The organism is Ancylobacter aquaticus (assembly GCF_004339465.1).
Classification (GTDB): domain Bacteria; phylum Pseudomonadota; class Alphaproteobacteria; order Rhizobiales; family Xanthobacteraceae; genus Ancylobacter; species Ancylobacter aquaticus.
In genome coordinates this window covers 1,041,847-1,062,021 of the sequence record NZ_SMFY01000001.1, presented here as the reverse complement: position 1 = coordinate 1,062,021, position 20,175 = coordinate 1,041,847, and the positions used below count along the sequence as shown (strand labels likewise).

Genomic DNA, 20,175 nt, shown 5'->3' with positions numbered 1-20,175 from the left:
CGGTGCGGTTCAGGGAACGTGGTTGCCGGCGGCGTCGACCAGCAGTTGGCCATCCTCCTTGCGGAATTCGCCGCGCTGCGGGGCCGGCAGCAGGTCGAGTACCGTTTCCGACGGCCGGCACAGCCCCACGCCGCGCGGGGTGACGACGATGGGGCGATTGATCAGGATCGGGTGCGCCATCATCGCGTCGAGCAGCGCATCGTCGCTGAGCGACGGATCGCCGAGGCCAAGCTCGGCATAGGGCGTGCCCTTCTCGCGTAGCAGGGCGCGGACCGGAATGCCCATGCGGATGATCAGCGATATAAGCTCCTCGCGGCTCGGCGGGGTCTTCAGGTATTCGATGATGGTCGGCTCAAGGCCGGCATTGCGGATCAGCCCCAGCACGTTGCGCGAGGTGCCGCAGGCCGGGTTGTGGTATAGGGTGACGGCGGTCATGTCGCTCTCCTCACGCCACATCGCGGCGGGGCTGAGTGGCGCCCTCGCTGCGGCCGATCTCGTTGAGCTTTGCGCCCAGCGTCATCGTGTCGAGGCTGCGGATCGGCAGGGCGGCAAAAGCGGCGATGCGGTTCTTGAGGTAGCGAAAGGTTCGCGCGAAGGCGGCTTCCTGCTCGATCCCGGTCCCTTCGACAGCAGCGGGATCCTCGATGCCCCAATGCGCCGTCATCGGCTGGCCGGGCCAGACCGGGCATGTCTCGCCCGCCGCGCCATCGCAGACGGTGAAGACGAAATCCATCACCGGCGCGTCTGCGACGGCAAATTCGTTCCAGTTCTTCGAGCGCAGGTCGCCGGTCGGATAGTCGAGGCTGTGCAGCGTCGCCAATGTGAGCGGGTTTACCTCACCTTTTGGCTGGCTGCCCGCCGAGAAGGCGCGGAAGCGTCCACCGCCATCTCGGGTCAGGATAGATTCTGCCATCAGCGAACGTGCCGAATTGCCAGTGCAAAGAAACAGCACATTGTAGATGTGGCCGGAAGAGTTGACGTCAGACATGGCTCGCCTCCTTGGCGGCAATCGTCTCGACCGGCTGGACCTCGGCCGGACAACAGGGCTGGAGGTCGGCGATCAGCGGCGCACAGATTTCAGGCTTGCCGCCGCAGCAATCCTTGAGGATGAAGGACGCGAGATCGCCCACCGCCCTGAGCTGCGCCCGGTAGATGATGAGGCGGCTCTGGCGCTCGGCCGCAATCAATCCCGCCCGGGCAAGAATGCCGAGATGGGTGGAGAGCGTGTTGTGCGGCACGTCGAGCGCTCGCGCCACCTCGCCCGCCGGCATTCCCTCCGGCTCATGCGCGACGAGCAGGCGGAAAACGTCGAGCCGCGTCGGTTGCGAAAGCGCCGCAAAGGCGGAGAGTGCCTGTTCCGTATCCATATGTCGACTATATCCGACAGATGGACTTATATCAAGCCTTCCGGCCTCATGTGCTTGCTTTGGCGATCATCGTGGCGACGCCGGACAGCGCCCTATCGCGGCGGGTTCAACGAGGTCCAGTAGGTGCCTTCCAGCGGGAAGGGCTGGTAACGCTCATGCAGCCGGCGCAGCAGGCCTTCCGGGTCGAGGTCGGTGAACAGCTCGGGGTGGAGCCATTTGGCGAAAGCCTGGAGGGCGGCGACGTTGAAGGGCGAATTGTAGAAATGATGCCACACGGCGAAGGCACGCCCAGCTTTCACTGCTGACAGTTCGGCGATGCCGACCCGCTGCGTGGCGCGCGCCAAGCTCTCTACCGCCCGCTCGGCTGAGACGTCCGGCCCGAGCGCGATCCACGCGCTGTCGGGAGGGCTCGACGCGCCGCCAATGGCGGTGCCGACATAAATGTCCGGCTGGTTGACCAGCAGGTATTCCAGGCTCACCGTCCCGGCATCGGCAAGGATGACACCCTCGGCGAGGTTTGTGCCGCCCGCCGCCGTGACGAAATCGCCCATCATGCCGCGCACCATCGTCTCGCAGCAGGGCATCAGCCCGACCCGGCTCTCGACGAAGACGCGCGGTGCCGGCGGTCGCTTCTGCGCCAGGCGCTCGCGCACGACGTCATAGGCGGCGCGCCACTCGGCGACGAACGCCGCCGCGTCCGCCTCGCGCCCCAGCACCGCGCCGAGCACCTCGATGCTCCTTGGCGTATTGACGAGCGGCGCGTTGCGGAAATCGATGAAGACGATGGCGATGCCGGCCTGTTCGAGTACCTCGATCACCCGCGCATTGCCGGCGCCCGGGCCATGGCCGTCGACCCCGAAGATGGCGACCTGCGGGCGCAGCGCCAGCGCCCGCTCCAGGCTGAAACTGTCCTGCGAGGCGCGGCCGAAGCGGGGGATCGCGGCGATGTCGGGAAAGCGGACGTGGAAGCGGGCATAGGTCGCCGGATCGACCTGCTCGTAGTCGCCCATCATCCCGACGACACGGCCAATGGGATTGTCGCGGTCGAGAAGGGCGAGGGCCGGGATATAGCGGCCCTCGCCGATGATGATGCGCTCGACCCTGTCGGGCACGGTGACGCTGCGGCCGGCAAGGTCGACGATCTCCCGCGCCGCCACGACCGCCGGCCAAAGCGCGGCGAGCAGAGCGACGAGCGCGACCGCAGGCGCGACGACGAGCCTTGCGGCACGCACTGGAGAACGTCTCGTCATCGACGGGTCAGAACTTCGCCGAGGCGGTCACGATGAAGGAGCGCCCGGGCTGATAGAGCGGCACGACATCGGCGATGTCCTGCCCATAGGTGCCGCGGCTGGCATAAGTTTCGTCGAACAGGTTGTTGACGTCGAGCCGCAGCATCAGGTGCGGTGCGGTGATCGGCCGGTACTCCGCATAGAGGTTGACGACGGTATAGCCGGGGATCGACGTGGTCAGCGTGTCGCCCCAGCCATCGGGCACGACGGTGGGCAGGTCGTCATAGTCAAGCGCGACCTCGACATTGCCGCCGACGGTCAGGCCCCATTGCGGAATCCGCTGGGCGACGACAAAGGTGATCATCTGGCCAACCGGGGTGGCGAGATAGTTGCCCGTGTCCGAATCCGCCTGCAGACCGTCGATCGTCACGTCGATATCGGCGTATTTCACGCGGACGAAGCCGGTGTCCCATTCATAGCCGGCGGCAAGCTCGAAGCCGCGCGATTCGATGTCGCGCGCCCGGATCGCGCCGAACTGGGCGTTGCTGTAGGTGACGACGCGGGCATTGTAGATGTCGGTGCGGAAGATGCTGCCCTCGAGGGTGAAGCCCTGATAGGTCGCCTTCAGCCCCGCCACGGCGTTGTTCGACGTTACCGGCTCGGCACCGCCGGCATAGTCCCAGGCCGGGTTCATGTAGAAATTCTCGGCCAGCGGAATGCCGGCCCAGACATGAGAGTAGCCGGCGCGCGCGGTCAGGAAGTTCTCGATCACGTCGTATTCGCCGGACACGTTGCCGCTGAGCCCGGCATTGTCCCATTCCTCGCCGCTCGTGCCGGTGAACCACTGATTGTCGGCGCGGCCGCCGAAGGACAGGCGGGTGCGCGCCCACGGCTCAAGGCGCGCCTGCGCGTAGAGGCCGACATTGGTCGCCTTTTCGGTGGCGGCATCATAGGGATCGTAGAGCTGGGCGGTGTCGTCATAGAAGTCGATGCCGGCGATGACATTGCCGAGGGCAAAGGAGAACTTGTTCTCGAACTTGCCGTTGAAGCTGTCCGTCTTGCCGGAGGTCGTGTACGGCGTCGGCAGTCCCGAGGCGGGATTGAGATAGGTCAGCTTGGAAATCTCGGTCGAGCTGTAGGCCACCACGAGCTTGGGGTCCCACCAGCCCTCGGGGGTCGAGTCGGTGTAGGTGAACACCGTGTTCTGGCGCTGGATATCGTAGGGCGTCACATCCGGATCCCACGGGCGCGCACCGGGAAAGTCGGCACCGTTGGCGCGGTAGGGGCGCGGGGCGTCGTCGCTGACGCTTTCATAGCTGATGCTGAAGCGGTCGCCGGTGGGAGCCTCGTAGGAGACCTTGCCGATGCCGTTGATCAGGTTCGTGCTGGTGCCCAGAACCACATCGCCATTGCCGGCGGTGAACTCGTTGCCCTGGCCGATGTTGAAATAACCCAGCGTCTCGAAGCCGCCCTGGCGGGCATAGCCGGTGACGTTGGCGAGCGAGGTGTCGCCGTTGAAGTTGAACGAGTATTTGCCGATACCGCCAAAGCCGTCCGCGTCGAGAAAGTCCCGCGCATCCTTGGTCTCATAGGCGATGGTGCCGGCAAGGGCGCCGGGGCCGGAATCGGCCGGGGCGACGCCGGCATCGACGCGTACGGCCTTCAGCACGCCCGGATCGATCAGGTTGGTGCCCATGTGGTGGAACACCTTGTTGTTCTGCCGGCTGCCGTCGATGGTCACGGCGAGGTTGGTCTCCTCGATGCCGTGGACATAGACTTTCTGCGACATGGGCAAGGAACTGCCGACCTCGATGCCCGCCTGCTCCCGGAAAACGTCGGCAAGGTTCTGCGGGTTCAGCCGCTCCAGCGCCTGCGGGCCGATGACCGTCTCGGCGACGCCGCCACGGCTGATTCCGTCACCGGCAACCGAGATGACGTCCAGCAATTCGCCTTCGATCGCGCCGTCCGCAATGCTTTCCACCGGCGCGCTCTGGCCGACCACGGCCGTGCCTTCGCCGGTGATGCGGAAGGCGATGCCGGTCCCTTCCAGCATCCGGGCGAGGGCCTGTTGCGGCGTGAGGCTGCCCTGTACCGGCCGCGAGGTGACGCCCCGCGAGGTCGCCGAAGCCAGCGTCACCTGCAGGCCGGATTGTCGCCCGAAGGCGTTGAGCGCGCTGGCAAGGGGCTGGGCCGGAATGTTGAAGGGGCGGGCCGCGCTGGTGGCCAAGGGAGCCGGTGCCGTCTGCGCGAAGCCGTAGGGCATGGCCGACAGGCAGAAAAAGGCGCTCGTCGCCATCAGGCGCAGGAGGCGCCGGTTGGTGCTGGTTCGCGCCGCGTGTGTGTCGGCGGGGCGCATCGGCGCGGTCATCAACTCTACTCCCCAGGTCGTTTCCGTGCGTTCGTCGAACGCATCCTGGGTCTCAGACGATCGAGCCGGTCGGGTTTTTCATCCCGCAGCGCAAAATCGTCTAGAAGCGCGAGAGAACCCGCATATAGGGCGAGATTTCGCGCATCCGGCCGCCATGCGGTTCCACCAGCGCGCGCAGGGCGCGGTCGGGATCGGTGAGATCGTAAAGGCCGGTGACGCGCTGCTGCGCCAGGGCGCTGTCGGGTACCGTGATCCAGGCGCGATGGTAGCGTTGCAACTGCTCGACCACGGCGGCGATCGTCGCGTCCTGCACGAACAGCCGGCCCTCGCGCCATACCGCGATGTCATCCACCGCGATCTCGCCCGTGACGAGCGTGCCGGTCCGCAGGTCGACCAGCGCGCTCTGTCCCGGCACCAGCCGGGTCTGTGCCGTACCATGGCCGGGATAGGTCAGCCCCACCGCCCCATCCGCAAGCTCGACGCCGGCATCGGTGGAGGTGAGCCGCACATTGAAGCGGGTGCCGAGCACCGTGACATCGACGCCGCCGGCATCGACAATGAAGGGGCGCGACGGATCGGAGCGCACATCGAAGAACGCTTCCCCCGCCAGCAGCCGGACGATGCGCGTGGCGCCGGTCACGTCCACCGCCACCGCGCTTTCGGCGCCGAGTTCGATCCGGCTGCCGTCTTCGAGAGCAAGGGTCTGCCGCGCGCCGGTGCCGGTCCGGTAGTCCGCCTCCATCAGCAGAACCAGCGCGGGATAGGCGAGGAAAGCCATGAGGCCGGCCGCCAGAGCCGCGCAGATACCGAGCGGACGCCACAGGCGGCGCGGGAACGCAACGATCAGGGCGGGCGTGGCATCTTCCCGGTCATGCGCACGGAGTTCGGCAGAGGCGGCGGGCACTTCAGCCAGAAGCTGCCAGGAGCGTTGGACAGAGGCATAAGCGCGGCGATGGGCGTCGTGCTCGTCCAGCCATTGCGTCAGCGATCGTGCAAGCGCGGCATCGCCGGGCGCCTCCCGCACCCGGATCAGCCAGTCCGCCGCCACCTCGTGGAGCGACATTGTTGCATCGTCAGTCAAGGCGCGTCATCGCCGCTCATTTGCGCTTCTCAGGGAAGCGGCACCGTTACCATGCAGAAGACGATCTGCTGCGCGCTAGTTTTCATGTCCCTTCCGCGATTGTCACGCGCCCGTCCGGTCGAGTTCCTGCGCGATACGCGCCAGCGCGGCGCGGACATGGCGGTGGGCGGTTGCCACCGAGATGCCCAGCCGAGAGGCGACCTCTTCAAGAGTACAGCCGGCGAAGCGGTACATTTCCAGCGCCTTGCGCTGCTCGGGCGGCAGTTCGTTCATCAGGCGCGCAAGGAGCCGGACCTCTTCCCGGTCGATGACATGGCGCTCGGGCGAGGCTTCCGGTGCCGGCTGCGCCCAGTCCGGGAGCTCGGTCGACTGCGTTCGGGACTCGAGCCTGCGCCGCTTCAAGCTGTCGAAAGCAAGGTTGCGGACGATGCGGTAGAGATAGCCGATGCCGCGCTCGGCCTCCTCATTCGCGGACGGGAATTTGAGGAAAGCGTCATGGACCACGTCCTCGGCGGCCTCGCGCGATCCAAGGATCGGCGTCGCATAGGCAACCAGTGCCGAGCGGTGCGTGGCGTAGAGGCCCGACCAGTCATTTCGTCCCATGCCGACAACATTGACCCAGGGTCACAGCGGATTGTGGATACCGGGATCAGTTTTTCGACGCAATAACAATGATTTAGAAGGACTAAAATGTGCGCGAGCGCGATCGGGCCGGGAGACGCGCGCCCCGGCCCTCATTCTCGACCCATCAGGCGCGGAAGAAGGCGCCGACCGCCCTCACAGCGGACCCATGACATAGGTGGGAAGCCAGGTGGCGATTTCCGGGAATAGGCTGAGGATCACGATGCCCATCAGCATCAGCACCACATAGGGCACCGATCCGCTCAGCACCTGCCCGGCCGGCACCTGCGGCGCGATGGCTTTCACCACGAACAGGTTGAGCCCGACCGGCGGGGTGATGAGGCCGATTTCCATGTTGATGGTCAGTACCACCGCGAACCAGTAGGGATCGAAGCCCGAGGACACGATGATCGGGTAAAGCAGCGGCGCCGACATCACGATGATGGCAACCGGCGGCAGGAACATGCCGGATACCAGCAGGAACAGGTTGATCAACCCCATCAGCACCCAGCGGTTCACGTCGAGCCCGGCAATGGCGGCGGCGACCGTCTGGGTGATGAACAGCGAGGACAGGGCGAAGGCGAAGAGTTCCGCCGACGCCATGATCATCATGATCATCACGCTTTCGCGCAGGGTGGAGGAGAAGATGTCGAAGATCGGCTTCGGCTGGAACAGCCGGTACATGATGATGACGACGCCCAGCGTCAGGAAGGCGCCCGCGCCGGCCGCCTCGGAGGGCGTGGCGACCCCGCCATACAGCACATAGAGCGTGCCGACGATGATGATGAGGAAGGGCGTGACCTTGGGCAGCGCCGCGAGCTTCTGGGCGAAGCTGAAGCGATTGCCGCTGATGTCGAAGGTGAAGTTCTTGCGCCGGCAGTCATAGAGCGCCCAGGCCATAAACATGGCGGTGAGCATCAGGCCCGGCATGACGCCGGCGAGGAACAGCCGGCCGATCGAGGTCTCGGTGGCGATGCCGTAGACGATCATCGTCACCGACGGCGGGATGAGGATGCCCAGCGTGCCGCCGGCGCAGATCGAGCCGGTGGCGACCGAGGCCGGGTAGCCGCGCTTGAGCATCTCCGGGATGCCCATCTTGCCGATGGCGGCGCAGGTCGCCGGGCTGGAGCCGGTCATGCCGGCGAAGATGGCGCAGGCGCCGATATTGGAGAGCACCAGCCCGCCGGGAACGCGGTTCAGCCAGCGGTCCAGCGCCTCATAGAGGTCGCGTCCCGCCGGGGTGGCGGCCACCGCCGCGCCCATCATCACGAACATCGGGATGGAGACATAGGCGAGGTTGGCGATGCCGGCGAACATGGTCTCGGCCAGCACCTCGAACACGCCGGGCCCGCTGGCCAGCAGCAGCCCGCCGATCGCGGTGAGCCCGAGCGCGAAGGCGATCGGCATGCCGGTGGCGAGCATCAGGAACAGCAGGCCGATGATGAGCGCGCCTGAGGAGGTGGGGGAAAGGCTCATCATGCGTGACCCTCGGCTTCATCGGTTCCGCACACGCGGCGGACCAGCTCGGCGACATATTGCAGCGACAGCAGGGCGAAGCTCACCGGCAGCGGCAGCAGCGGAATCCACAAGGTGATGGCCGCCACGGTCGAGGTGCGCCACTCATTGACATAGGCCTCGTGGAAGAAGATCGCGCTCGCATACGCCATGAGCACCGTGAAGGTGAGGCCGAGCAGCGCGCCGACGATCCCGAGCACGCGCCGTGGCCTTCGCGGCAGCGCGATCTCGATCACGTCGACGCCCACATGGCCGCGTGTCTTCAGCACATAGGGCGCACCAAGGAACATGGCGGCCGTGGCCGAAAACACCACGAAGTCGGTCTGCCAGATGGTCGGCGCGCGGAACACGTAGCGCAGGAAGATCATCTCGCAGATCACAAGCATCGCCGCGATGAGCAACAGCCCGGCAATGAGGGCAGCGACCTTGGAGAGGAGATCGACCGTTCTTAGGAACAGGCTGACCATGGGGGGCTTTCGCTTGTCGAAGGGATGGGGGCGCGGCGCGGTGGCGACACCCCCGCCTTATCGCGGGGGTGCACCGTCACGGATCATGGGCGCAGAGGTTCCCCGGCACACGCGGGCGCGCCGTGGGACGAGCGGGCTACTGGACGGACAGAGCCTTCTTGATCAGTTCGTCGCCGCCCTTCACCTTGTCGGCGAAGTTCTTGTAGGAGCTCTCCTGCGCCACCTTCAGCCAGGCGTCGTAATCGGCGGCGGACATCTCCACCACTTCGACGCCGGCCTTCTTGTAGGTGTCGATCAGCTTCTGGTCGCCCTTGCGCACTTCCGTGGCGAACCAGGCCTGCGCCTTCTTGCCAGCGTCGAGAAGCGCCTTCTGCTGCGCCGGGTTGAGCCGGTCGAAGGACTGCTTGGACATCAGCACCGGCTCATACATGAACCAGATGGCGTTCTCGCCGGGCGCCGTCAGGCACTTCACCTGCTCGAAGAGGCGATAGGAGACGAAGCTTTCCGAGGACGTGTTGGTCGCGTCGAGCACGCCGGTCTGCATGCCGGAATAGATTTCCGAGGACGGCATGGAAGCGATGGAGGCGCCGGCGGCGGCCAGCATCTGCTCGAAGGCTGGCCCGGCCGCGCGCGTCACCTGGCCCTTGATGCTGTCGGGCCCGGTGATGCAGCCCTTCTTCGAGGCGAAGGCGCCGGATAGCCACGCATCGGCGATGACGAGGGCGCCGTTCTTCTCGATGATCGCCTTGATGTCCTGCATGAAGGGCGAGTCATTGAGACGGTCGGCACGGTCAAAATTGCGCACCAGCCCCGGCATCAGCGTGACGGAGAATTGCGGCACGCGGCCCGAGGCGTAGTCGAGCGGGAAGGACGTGATGTCGAGCTGGCCCTTGGTGACGGCGCCCCACTGCTCGTTCGCCTTGAACAGCGACGAACCGGGGAAGACCTGGATCTTCAGGCCGACATTGGCCGCCTCGACGTCGCGGGCGATCATCTGCACCATCTCGTCGCGGGGGTCGCCCTTGCCGCCCGGAAACTGGTGCGAGGCGCGCAGGGTGATGTCCTGCGCGAGGGCAGAGGTGGCAAGGGCCAGGCCCCCGGCGAAGGTCAAGGCGCAGCCAAGGCTCAGGGCGCGCGCGATACGTCGCGTTGCGTTCATGGTTTCCTCCGTGTCGCCGCCTTCCGGCGGACTGTTGGCGTTTCCTCGGTGTCGTCACGTCGGGCGGTTGGTCCGCCACCTTGTCGCATTCCCGGCGCGGGCCAGCCGCCATCCGCACAGATTGAACCCATCTGCGCGGATAGCTTTCTCTAGGCACTCTGGCGATAAATGTCCTTGTAGCTGTCGCGCAGAATATTCTTCTGCACCTTGCCCATCGTGTTGCGCGGCAATTCCTCGACGAAGAACACCCGCTTGGGCTGCTTGAACTTCGCCAGCCGGCCTTCGAGCGCTTGAAGAACGGCCTGCTCGGTCAGGCCCGCATTTTTTTCGGCCACCACCACGGCGGTGACACCCTCACCGAAATCAGGGTGCGGCACGCCGACGACGGCGCTTTCCACCACGCCGTCAATGGCGTCGATCTCGCCTTCGACTTCCTTGGGGTAGACGTTGAAGCCGCCTGTTATGACGAGGTCCTTGCCACGGCCGACGATGCGGAGATAGCCGCTTGCATCTATCTGGCCGAGATCGCCGGTGACGAAGAACCCGTCATGGAATTCGCTGGCGGTCTTCTCCGGCATGCGCCAATAGCCCTTCGTCACGTTCGGGCCCTTCACCTCCACCATGCCAATCTCACCTCTGGCGCATTCCGCACCCGTGGCGGGATCGGTGATCCGGAGGGACACGCCCGGAAGCGGAAAGCCGACCGTGCCGGCGATCCGCTCGCCCTCATAGGGGTTGGAAGTGTTCATGCAGGTCTCGGTCATGCCGTAGCGTTCCAGAATGGCATGGCCGGTGCGCTCGCGGAATGCCCGATGCGTCTCCTCCAGCAGCGGGGCGGAGCCGGAGACGAACAGGCGCATATGCGCCGCCGCCTCGCGCGTCAGCCCCGGCTGGTCCAGCAGGCGGGTGTAGAAGGTCGGCACGCCCATCAGGCAGGTGGCGCGGTCCATCAGCGCGATCGCCTCGCGCGGATCAAACTTCGCGCGGAAGAACATCGACGCGCCGCTCAGCAGGACGATGTTCACCGCCACGAACAGCCCATGAGTGTGGAACAGCGGCAAAGCGTGGATCAGCACGTCCGCTTGCGTGAAGCGCCAGCATTCCTTCAGCGCGCGGGCGTTGGAAAGCAGGTTGCCATGGCTCAGCATGGCGCCCTTGGCGCGGCCGGTGGTGCCCGAGGTGTAGAGGATGGCGGCAAGGTCGTCCGGCCCGCGCGGCACATCGTCGAAATCAGCCGGGAAGCCGGCTGCCGCTTCCATCAGAGAGCCGGCACCCTCGCCGTCCAGCGTCTCGATGCAGGACACGCCGAGTTCGCCCGCCAATGCGCGGGCCTCGACCTCGATCTCCGGCCGGCAGACGAACAGCGCCGGCTCGGCGTCACTGAGAAAATACCGCACCTCGTTGAGGGTGTAGCCGGTGTTGAGCGGGAGGTAGACCGCGCCCGCGCGCACCGTGGCGAGATACAGGGCGAGGCAGGGCCAGGACTTTTCGACCTGCACCGCCACCCGGTCGCCCGGTTTCACCCCGCGCGCGACCATCAGACCGGCGAGCCGCGCGGACAGTGCGAGGACTTCGCCATAGGTCACGCCCGAACCGTCCGCCAGCAGGGCCAGCTTCTTGTCGAGAGAGGGGGCGGCGGAGGCCAGGGCGGAGTACAGATGATTGTCGGACATGACGCTTTTCAGGTGACTGGAACAAGGGCTCGGGAGGCGGGATCGACCTTGAGCAGCTTACGCACCTGCGTGCTCGCGACGATCTCGCCCTTTCCGGCGAAGGCTTCGTGGTTCTTCTCGATATCGGCGGGCGTGTAGCGGTAGTTGACCATCAGCCCCGACGCCTGCGCGAGGCCCTTGGCCGAGAGGTCGCCCATCGGGTTGATGCGCTCCAGCCGCGCGCCATTGCCGAGATGGAAGCGGGCGACCGGATCGACCGGCGTGCCCTTTGGCGTGCGGGCGGCGAGGAAGTAATAGGCGGCGATGGGCGCGAGCACGGCCGCCAGTTCCTCGCGCAGCTCCGGCTTTTCCGCCCAGTCGGGCGTGTCGAGCGTCTCCAGCGCCTTGCGGTCGGCGGCGGACAGAACCACGCTCTGTTCGGCCCGGCGCTCGGCATCCAGCCATTTGCGGAATCCGGGCACGGGCGACAGGGTGACGAAAGTGGTCAGCGCGGGCAGTTCGCGCGCGATTTCTTCCAGCACCTGCTTGATGAGAAAATTGCCGAAGGAAACGCCCGCAAGGCCCTTCTGGCAGTTGGAGATGGAATAGAACACCGCCGTGGTGGCGTCCTGCGGCCGCAGGAGCGGGCGGGCCGGGTCGAGGATGGGGAAGATGGCGCCGGGGCTTTCCTTCATCAGCGCGACTTCGACGAAGATCAGCGGCTCGTCGACCAGCGCCGGGTGAAAGAAGGCGTAGCAGCGCCGGTCCGGCGAATCGACCCGCGCGCGCAGGTCGTCCCAGTCGCGAATGGCGTGGACCGCCTCGTAGCGGATGATCTTTTCCAGCACATTGGCCGGGGTCGACCAGTCGATGCGCTTGAGCACCAGAAAACCGCGGTTGAACCAGGACGAGAACAGGTGCGCGAAATCGCGGTCGACCTCGGCGAGGTCGCGCCGGCGGACCATCGCCTCCATCAACTGCTCGCGCATCCGCACCAGCGAGAGCGTGCCGCCCGGCGCGAGGTTGAAGCGGCGGAACAGCTCCTGCCGGCGCGGCTCGCTGGCGCGGTGGAGGTCCGCGACGGCGGAGGGGCCGTTCTGGCCATAGGCCGCGATCGCGGCAGCGAGGCTTTCGGGATCGGGCCCGAACTTCTCGGCCAGCACCTCGAAGAAGGCGATGCTCTCGCCCGTCTTCATATGCGCGTAGCGATCGAGAATGTCGGCGGCGAGGGCGACGCCCGAGGCTTCGCCGCGCCCGGAGAGCAGTGTATGGCAGCGCTCCGCCAGCGTCTCCACCCGCGTCGCCCCGCTCACCCGGTGCGAGCGATCGAGCAGGGTGCGCCCGCGTTCGGCAATGGACGTCAGCAGGTCCGCCACGAATGAGGTGTTCGATCCCATGGCCATTCCAGCGTTGGATCTTCGCCCATGGCCGCGCCCGGCGCAGCCTCTGTATGAAATAATGACAAATTCGCATCTATAGTCAACCATCAAGTATACAAGATTGCCTCTCTTGCATTGCAACACGGAAAGTGGCTTTCTTCGCGGGGAGGTATGCCGTGCGTGGTGAACAGACCCCGAGGCTTCGCGAAGCCCTCGAAGAAGACATCGTCTCCGGCCGGCTGCGGCCCGGGCAGAGGCTTGACGAGGCTGGCCTCGCCGAGCGCTTCGGCGTGTCCCGCACGCCGATCCGCGAAGCGCTGATCCAGCTCTCCGCCTCCGGCCTCATCGAGATGCGCCCTCGGCGCGGGGCCTTCGTCGCGCTGCTCGGCCCGCGCGCGCTCGTCGAATCCTTCGAGCTGATGGCGGAGATCGAGGCCTCCTGCGCGCGGCTCGCGGCGCAGCGGCTGGGGCCGGCGGACCGGGCCGCGATCATAGAGGCGCATGTCGCCTGCCAGCAGGCCGTCGCCGCCGGCGACGACGACGCCTATTACCCCGCCAATGCGCGTTTTCACGGGGCGATCTACACCGCGACCGGCAACCGCGTGCTGCGGGCCGAGGCGACGCGGCTGCAAACCGCCCTGCAGCCCTATCGGCGCCTTCAGCTGAAGGTGCCGCGCCGGATCGCCACTTCTCTCGCCGAGCACGAGGCCATTCTGGAGGCCTTGCTCGCCGGCGAAGGCGCCGGCGCGGCGGAGCGGATTCGCGCCCATGTTCTGGTGCAGGGCGAGCGCTTCATGACCCTGCTGGCGGCTCTCCAGCAGGAAGCCCAGATGGCCGACTGATCCTGTCGGGCAGCAGCCGCGCGTTCCGGCGATTGGTTGCCATGGTGCACACATGCTCCGCGCCTGCGGAGAGTGCCGTGCGGCCGGCCCTTCCATCCCCGCCCCGCCATGGGACGCCATAGGAAGCCACTCCTGCCGACTGGTGCGTCTCATGCACGAAACGCGGGTGAAATAGCTGATTGTCCGCTCCCCGGCATTTGATGAAAGTTGGGCATCAGGGCCTCGCGCGTGACCGCGTGCGGCGAGAGTTCGAGGAGCCTTACCTTCATGGACGCAGACGCCACGTCTCCCACAGACAAGGGGGCGTCCGGTCCCCTGTCCGGCCTTCGCGTGATCGACGCCACGCATATGCTGGCCGGCCCCTATTGCACATGGCTGCTGGGGGCACTTGGCGCCGACGTCATCAAGATCGAGCGGCGGGGTGCCGGCGATTTCACCCGCATCATCGCCCCCTTCAAGGACGAGCAGAGCATCTATTTCATGAGCGTGAACCGCAACAAGCGGAGCCTTACGCTCGATCTCAAGCACCCGCGAGGCAAGGCGGTGATGAAGCGGCTGCTCACGGGCGCCGACGTCTTCGTCGAGAACAACCGTGCCGGCGTCATGGACCGCCTCGGCTTCGGCTATGAGACGGTGGCGGCGTTCAACCCGCGGCTGGTCTATGCGTCGATCTCCGGCTTCGGCCAGACCGGCCCCTATCGGCACAAGCCCTCCTTCGACGCCATCGCGCAGGCGCTTTCCGGCATGATGAGCATCACCGGCGAGGAAGACGGCCCCCCGGCACGCGTCGGCGCGTCCATCGGCGACATCGGCTCCAGCCTGTTTGCCGCGATCGGCGTGCTGTCCGCCCTGCAGCAGCGCGAGCGAACCGGGCGCGGCACCTTCGTCGATGTGGCGATGCTCGATTGCCAGCTGGCGCTGATGGAGAATGCCATCGCACGCTTCCTGAATGCAGGCGAGACGCCCCGCCGCCTCGGCAGCCGCCATCCCCTCATTGCTCCGTTCCAGGCCTTCGCGACGGCTGACGAACCCATCGCGGTCTGCGTCGACACCGCAGAACAGTGGGAGCGTCTCTGCGGCGCGCTGAACCGACCGGACCTCCTGAGCGATCCGCGTTTCCCAAGCGGTTCGGTGCGCGCCGACCGGCATGCCGAGTTGGAGCCGATCCTCGCCGAGTTGTTCCGCACGCGCGGACGCGACGCGTGGCTGGCGGCTCTCGACGAGGCCGACGTTCCGGCCAGCGCCATCAATTCGGTGCCCGAAGCGCTGCAGGACCCCCAGGTCGTGTCGCGCAACATGGTGAGGGAGGTTCCCGAAGGGTCAGGGCTGCGCTTCGTTTCCGTGCCGATCCAGATGCCGCACACGCCCCTTCCCGACGAGAAGGCGCCGCCGGCTCTCGGGGAGCACAGCGAAGCGATCCTCGCCGATTTCGGCTTCTCCCCGGAGGAGATCGGCGATCTGCGCGCAGACGCGGTGATCTGAGCAGGGAACGGTGGGCAGCGCCCACCTTCCCCGTCAGAATCCCTCCACTTCAAAAGCCCTGCGATCGAGTTCGCCAGGCACCGCACCTAAAGTGCTCAGCGGCCCTGCCAGACCGGGGTGCGCTTGCCGAGGAAGGCGGAGATCGCCTCCTGCATGTCCTGCGAGCCGTAGCAGGCGGCCAGCAGGTCGTCATCGGCATTGGCGGGCACGCCATGGTCGCGCAGGCGCAGCAGCGCCTGCCGGGTCGCCCACAGGGTTAGCGGGGCAAGCTGGGTCAGCGCTTCCGCGACTTCCTGCGCCTTTGCGTCGATCTCGTCGTCCCCCACCACCATGCGAATGGCGCGAACCGCGAGCAGGTCCTCCGCACCCAGCAGCTTGGCGCTGAAGATCATCTCGCGCGTCATGGCGGTGCTGGTCATGGCGATGAGGCGCGCATAATTGGTAAGGCTCAGGCAGTTGCCGACCGTGCGGGCAATGGGAAAGCCGAAGCGCAGCGACGGCGCGGCGATCCGCACATCGCAGGCCGAAGCAAGGAGCGCGCCCTGCCCGACGCAGGCACCGGCCATCGCCGCGACGGTGGGAACCCGCAACTGCTCGATGGCGACGATCAGGCGCTCCGCCTCGCGCTCCAGCGCGACAGCCGCCACCGGGTCCGCCGCCTCGCTAAGCGCACCCATATCCGCCCCCGCCATGAAGGCCGGCTTGTCGCCGGCCATGCCGGTGAACACCACGGCCCGGACCGTGTCGTCGGCGGCGATTTCCGCCAGCGCGGCGACGATCTCATCCTCCATGCGCGCCGACATCGCGTTGCGCACGCGCGGGCGGTTGAAGACGAGCCATTCGACGGCCCCGTCGCGCCGGCGGGCGAGATGGGGCGTATCCATGTCCTGAGAGGTCATCGCGGAATCCTGAAAGGGGCTGCAGCACGATCCGGCCAGATTGAACCGATCTGATCGGCGAATCGCCATCTAACTCTATGAGATAAGGCGCATAATCCGATCAGCGCGCCAGCTGGTCGGCGCGTGCCCTAGCTTGCCGGCGCGTCGTCGGGAACCGCGAAGATCTGGCAATGCTCCGGCGGCAGATGTACCCGGACCGGCTCTCCCGGCTGAGGGCGAATGTGCGGACTGACAAAGGCCCGCACATTCGTGTTCGCCGCGATCTCGATCAGCACATCGCGATACTCGCCGAGATAGGCCGAGCGTCGTACCACGCCGTTCAGCATGTTGGCGTCACCGCCCGCCTCGCCCAGCCGCACGCGCGAGGGGCGGATGCAGAGCACCGCCTTTGTGCCGATGCCAGGCAATCCGCTGCGGTCTTCCGCGTGAAGAAGCGTGTCCCCGATCCTCAGCTGGCCCGGGGCTTCGCGCCGCCCCGGTATTTCGTTGTTGCTGCCGATGAACGAGGCGACGAAGGCATTGCTCGGCCGCTCGAAGATATCCTCGGGCGAGCCCAGTTGCTGGACGATACCGCCCTTCATCACCGCAACTTCGTCGGCCGTGACCAGCGCCTCGCCCTGGTCGTGGGTGACGTAGACCGTGGTGATGCCGAGTTCGTCATGCACGCGGCGGATCTCGAAGCGCATTTCCTCACGCAAATGGGCATCGAGATTCGAGAGCGGTTCGTCGAGAAGAAGGATGCGAGGCTCCACCGCCAGTGCTCGCGCCAGCGCGACGCGCTGCTGCTGGCCGCCGGAGAGCTCGAAGGGGTAGCGCTCGCGCAGCGGGGTGAGGCGCACCGCTTCCAGCGCCTTGGACAGACGTGCGTCCAGCTCGGCACGGGGCAGCTTGCGCAGCTTCAGACCGAAGGCGACATTCTCCGCGACGGTCTTGTGCGGCCAGACCGCGTAATTCTGGAAGACCAGCGAGATTCCCCGTCGCTCGGGCGGAACGACGCGCTGCGGGCTGGAGATGAGTTCCCCGCCGGCCCGGATCTCGCCACCGCTCGGCGTGTCGAAGCCGGCCAGCAGCTGGAGGGTCGTCGACTTGCCGCAACCCGATGGGCCCAGCAGCGCGAGCAGCGCGCCATCGGGGATGTGCAGGTCGATCGACTTCAGGGCCTGATAGGCGCCGTAGGACTTGGACAGCTGGCGGATGTCGATATCGCTCATGGGGCAGCTCCCAAGCTGGCCGCGTTGCGGCGGCGATAGGCGGCGCCCTCGGTGACGAAACGCGCGAGGAGGACGACAATGAGCGTGGCGAACAGAAGCAGGGCGCTGGCGGCGCAGACCGCTTCGTAATTGCCGCCGTCCTTGTAGTTGTAGATCAGGGTCGTCATGACGTTGGTTCGGGGCGAGACGAGAAATATCGCCACCGACAATTCCCGCATGATCGGGATGAACACCAGCAGCCAGCCGGCGACGAGCCCGCCGCGCATCAGCGGCGCCGTTATGGAGGCGAAGGTGCGGGCCTCGCTGGCACCGACGCTGCGCGCCGCGCGTTCGAGATCCGGACTGATGCCCTTGAGGATCGAGCCGGCCTGCGAATAGGCAATCGGCAGGAATGTCGCCACGAAGGCGGCAATGATCAGCATGGCCGTGCCGTAGAGGTTCAGCGGCTGCCGCGTATAGGCGGAGAAGAAGCCGACCGACAGCACGATGCCGGGAATGATGATCGGTATGGTGACGAGCGCGGCGAGCAGGCCGGCGCCGCGCAGCAGCTTCCGCTCGACGATGTAGGCGACCAGAATGCCGATCACCATGCAGAAGCTTGCGGCGATACCGGCATAGACCAGGCTGTTGACGATGGCGCGCTGGGTTTCGGCATTCTCGAAGATCGCCCAGCGATACCAGTGCAGCGTGAGGTTGGAGGGCACGGGCCCAAGCCCCCATGCCCGACTCAGCGACACCAGCACGATCGCGACATAAGGCAACACGACCGCCGTGACCGGTACGAACAACGCAAACACCAGCGCGACCAAGCGCCAACCCTTCAGCCGGATTTTCCGGCCGGCACGCCCTTTGCCGCCCACGGTCGTGAACTGGCGCCGGCCGAGAATGCGGCGTCTCGCATAGAACAGCATGCCGGTGATGGCGATCAGCGGCATGCAATAGGCGGCCGACATGTACAGCGCGGGCGGGAAGAGCTGGTAGAACTCCGCCAGCTTCGTTGTGACCACGAGCGTGCCGCTTGGCGTCAGCAGAAAGGCCGGCACGCCGAACAGCGTCATGCCCTGAATGAAGGAGAGGATGAAGCCCACCAGCACCGCCGGCATGACCAGCGGAATGGTAACCGAAAACATCGTCTTTAGGACGCCGGAGCCCAGCGTCGTGGCCGCGTCTTCCAACTCGACCGGCATTTCCTCCAGCGCGCTGGACACCAGGGTGAAGGTGTAGGGCACGGTGTAGATCGAGCAGACGAAGATGGTGCCCGTCATCGAATAGATGTTCAGAAGCGGCCAATCGGCGCCGCTGAGGGCCCGCCAGCCGACATTGAGCCAGCCCGAATTGGGCGCGGCGAGCAGGATCCAGCCGAGAGCGCCGATGAAGGAGGGCGTGACGAAAGCCGCCATGGTGAAGAGGCGGATGAACCCGCGCATCGGCATGTCGGTGCGGGCGACCAGCCATGCCAGCGGCACACCCAGCAGGGTCGAGATGACCGCGACCGCCGTCGCCAGCAGCAGCGAGTTGAACAGCGGCGCCCAGAGCGACGTGGAGGCGAAGATCTGCGCGTAGTTGCGCAGGGTCCACCGGCCCGTGTCATCGTCGTGAAAACTGTTGAACACGATCCAGCCGAGCGGCTGGACGATCAGCAGCGCCAGCACCGCCAGCAGGATGACAAGCACGACCAACCGGAACGCATGATGGCGCCGATAGCCGACCGAGGCGGAACGCGCCGCACTCATCGGGGGTGATGAGGCCATGGGTACACTTCCGGTTTGATCAAAAGGGCAGGATACCGCCGCATCATCCGCCGATGCGAGGTGGAGCCGCTCCGGGCCGCGAGGACTCCGGAGCGGCAGAACCGGCCGGAAATGTCAGCCGATGATTTCCTTCCACTTGGCAATGCCTTCCGCCACCTCTGCGGACAGATTGTCCACGGGGTTGCGGTACCACTTGATCGATTCGAGCGTGCGCCCCTCGGCCCAGGGAACATCAGTGCGCAGGGTCGGCCAGAAATTCTTCGCGAGGATGTTCGACACTTCCACCGAATACAGGAAATCGGTGAAGAGCTTGCCGGCATTGGGGTGCGGCGCCTTGGTGGGAACCGCGGTCAGGCCGAGATTGAGGATCGCGTCGTCGGAGGGAACCGTGACGCCGATCGGGTTGCCGGCCGCCTGCTGGGTCAGAGAGTAGCTGAACGGCGCGGCGGAGCCCACCTTGCGCTCGCCGGAGAGAATGTCGGTCACCGTATCGACATTCGACTGGCCGACTTTCGGCTTCTGCTTGGCGAAGGCGCGGAGGAAATCGTCGCCGTACTTCTTGCGGATGGCGACGACCCAGCTCGCCACATCGCCGGAGAAGGCCGGGCTGCCGGTGGTGATCTGGTTGGCCCATGGCGCGTCGAGCAGCGCGGTCCAGGATGCCGGCGGGGCGGTGACCGAGGTCGACTGGTTGATCGTGGTCAGGCTGATAGCGCCGACATGATAGGTGTTCTCGGGGTCGATGCCGCGAAACGCCTCCGGCACCATGTCGATGTTGCTCGGCTTGAACGGCTGGATGGCGCCAATCTTCTGCAGGTCCTTGTAGTGGAGAAGGTTGGTCGTGCCGATCGAGTCGCACTGCACGGCGTCATTCTGGATTTCGAGGCGAAGGCGCGTGAAGATGGTCTGCGACGCCTGGCGCAGCAGGCTTACCTCGATGCCCGGGTACTTCGCCTTGAAGGCATCGCGGATTTCCTCGATGGTCTTCTGCTCGTAGGAGCCCCAGTACAGATTGAGGGCGCCTTCCTTCTTCGCCGCCGCATAAAGCTCGTCGTCCGCCGCGCTCACGGGAGTGATGCGGAGCGCCGAGGCGGCCAGGCCGGCGGCCCCGCCCATCAACACGTGTCGTCTGCTAAAAGCTGCCATCAGTCG

The 20,175-nt window shown here is 66.2% G+C and carries 18 protein-coding genes; 2 read left to right on the top strand and 16 right to left on the bottom strand.

Annotated features, from left to right (window positions below):
- Positions 1 to 9: 9 nt before the first annotated feature.
- From arsC to EV667_RS04865, 12 genes are all read right to left on the bottom strand, one after another.
- Positions 10 to 435, bottom strand: coding sequence for an arsenate reductase (glutaredoxin) (gene arsC, locus EV667_RS04920; protein ID WP_131834156.1), 426 nt, complete (start codon positions 433 to 435; stop codon positions 10 to 12).
- Positions 436 to 445: 10 nt separating this feature from the next.
- On the bottom strand, positions 446 to 988 hold the full coding sequence (locus EV667_RS04915) for an arsenate reductase ArsC (RefSeq protein ID WP_131834155.1): 543 nt from the start codon (positions 986 to 988) through the stop codon (positions 446 to 448).
- Positions 981 to 1,367, bottom strand: coding sequence for an ArsR/SmtB family transcription factor (locus EV667_RS04910; protein ID WP_131834154.1), 387 nt, complete (start codon positions 1,365 to 1,367; stop codon positions 981 to 983). The genes EV667_RS04915 and EV667_RS04910 overlap by 8 nt, the downstream gene beginning before the upstream one ends.
- A 92-nt stretch (positions 1,368 to 1,459) precedes the next feature.
- Complete coding sequence (locus EV667_RS04905; RefSeq protein WP_245515972.1) at positions 1,460 to 2,599, bottom strand: ABC transporter substrate-binding protein; 1,140 nt, start codon at positions 2,597 to 2,599, stop codon at positions 1,460 to 1,462.
- Between the two features lie 25 nt (positions 2,600 to 2,624).
- The gene (locus EV667_RS04900) at positions 2,625 to 4,964 is read right to left on the bottom strand and encodes a TonB-dependent receptor (protein ID WP_131834152.1); all 2,340 of its coding nucleotides are present in this window, start codon (positions 4,962 to 4,964) and stop codon (positions 2,625 to 2,627) included.
- A gap of 100 nt (positions 4,965 to 5,064) precedes the next feature.
- Positions 5,065 to 6,027, bottom strand: coding sequence for a FecR family protein (locus EV667_RS04895; protein ID WP_131834151.1), 963 nt, complete (start codon positions 6,025 to 6,027; stop codon positions 5,065 to 5,067).
- Positions 6,028 to 6,147: 120 nt separating this feature from the next.
- The gene (locus EV667_RS04890) at positions 6,148 to 6,648 is read right to left on the bottom strand and encodes an RNA polymerase sigma factor (RefSeq protein ID WP_131834150.1); all 501 of its coding nucleotides are present in this window, start codon (positions 6,646 to 6,648) and stop codon (positions 6,148 to 6,150) included.
- A gap of 174 nt (positions 6,649 to 6,822) precedes the next feature.
- On the bottom strand, positions 6,823 to 8,145 hold the full coding sequence (locus tag EV667_RS04885) for a TRAP transporter large permease (protein WP_131834149.1): 1,323 nt from the start codon (positions 8,143 to 8,145) through the stop codon (positions 6,823 to 6,825).
- Positions 8,142 to 8,648, bottom strand: a complete 507-nt coding sequence (locus EV667_RS04880) for a TRAP transporter small permease subunit (protein ID WP_131834148.1) — start codon at positions 8,646 to 8,648, stop codon at positions 8,142 to 8,144. The genes EV667_RS04885 and EV667_RS04880 overlap by 4 nt, the downstream gene beginning before the upstream one ends.
- A gap of 136 nt (positions 8,649 to 8,784) precedes the next feature.
- The gene (locus EV667_RS04875) at positions 8,785 to 9,807 is read right to left on the bottom strand and encodes a TRAP transporter substrate-binding protein (protein WP_131834147.1); all 1,023 of its coding nucleotides are present in this window, start codon (positions 9,805 to 9,807) and stop codon (positions 8,785 to 8,787) included.
- A 149-nt stretch (positions 9,808 to 9,956) separates the two neighbouring features.
- Positions 9,957 to 11,480, bottom strand: a complete 1,524-nt coding sequence (locus tag EV667_RS04870; RefSeq protein WP_131834146.1) for a malonate--CoA ligase — start codon at positions 11,478 to 11,480, stop codon at positions 9,957 to 9,959.
- Positions 11,481 to 11,488: 8 nt separating this feature from the next.
- Positions 11,489 to 12,856, bottom strand: a complete 1,368-nt coding sequence (locus EV667_RS04865) for a malonyl-CoA decarboxylase (protein ID WP_131834145.1) — start codon at positions 12,854 to 12,856, stop codon at positions 11,489 to 11,491.
- A gap of 158 nt (positions 12,857 to 13,014) precedes the next feature.
- Between EV667_RS04865 and EV667_RS04860 the strand changes: the two genes are divergently transcribed.
- Both EV667_RS04860 and EV667_RS04855 read left to right on the top strand, forming a co-directional pair.
- A complete protein-coding gene (locus tag EV667_RS04860) occupies positions 13,015 to 13,680 on the top strand; it encodes a GntR family transcriptional regulator (protein ID WP_131834144.1) in 666 nt (221 codons plus the stop codon).
- A 267-nt stretch (positions 13,681 to 13,947) separates the two neighbouring features.
- Positions 13,948 to 15,162: a CaiB/BaiF CoA transferase family protein gene (locus EV667_RS04855; protein WP_131834143.1), complete on the top strand. Its 1,215-nt coding sequence runs from the start codon at positions 13,948 to 13,950 to the stop codon at positions 15,160 to 15,162.
- Between the two features lie 95 nt (positions 15,163 to 15,257).
- On the opposite strand, the gene EV667_RS04850 is transcribed toward EV667_RS04855, so the two are convergent.
- The 4 genes from EV667_RS04850 to EV667_RS04835 all read right to left on the bottom strand — a co-directional run bounded on the left by EV667_RS04850 (position 15,258) and on the right by EV667_RS04835 (position 20,169).
- On the bottom strand, positions 15,258 to 16,061 hold the full coding sequence (locus EV667_RS04850; RefSeq protein WP_207907675.1) for an enoyl-CoA hydratase: 804 nt from the start codon (positions 16,059 to 16,061) through the stop codon (positions 15,258 to 15,260).
- 128 nt (positions 16,062 to 16,189) lie between these two features.
- Complete coding sequence (locus EV667_RS04845; protein WP_131834142.1) at positions 16,190 to 17,272, bottom strand: ABC transporter ATP-binding protein; 1,083 nt, start codon at positions 17,270 to 17,272, stop codon at positions 16,190 to 16,192.
- Positions 17,269 to 19,023, bottom strand: coding sequence for an ABC transporter permease (locus EV667_RS04840; RefSeq protein ID WP_207907674.1), 1,755 nt, complete (start codon positions 19,021 to 19,023; stop codon positions 17,269 to 17,271). Before EV667_RS04840 ends, EV667_RS04845 begins: the two co-directional genes overlap by 4 nt.
- 114 nt (positions 19,024 to 19,137) lie before the next feature.
- Entirely contained in the window at positions 19,138 to 20,169 is a 1,032-nt protein-coding gene (locus EV667_RS04835; RefSeq protein ID WP_131834141.1) for an ABC transporter substrate-binding protein, read from the bottom strand.
- Positions 20,170 to 20,175 lie beyond the last annotated feature (6 nt).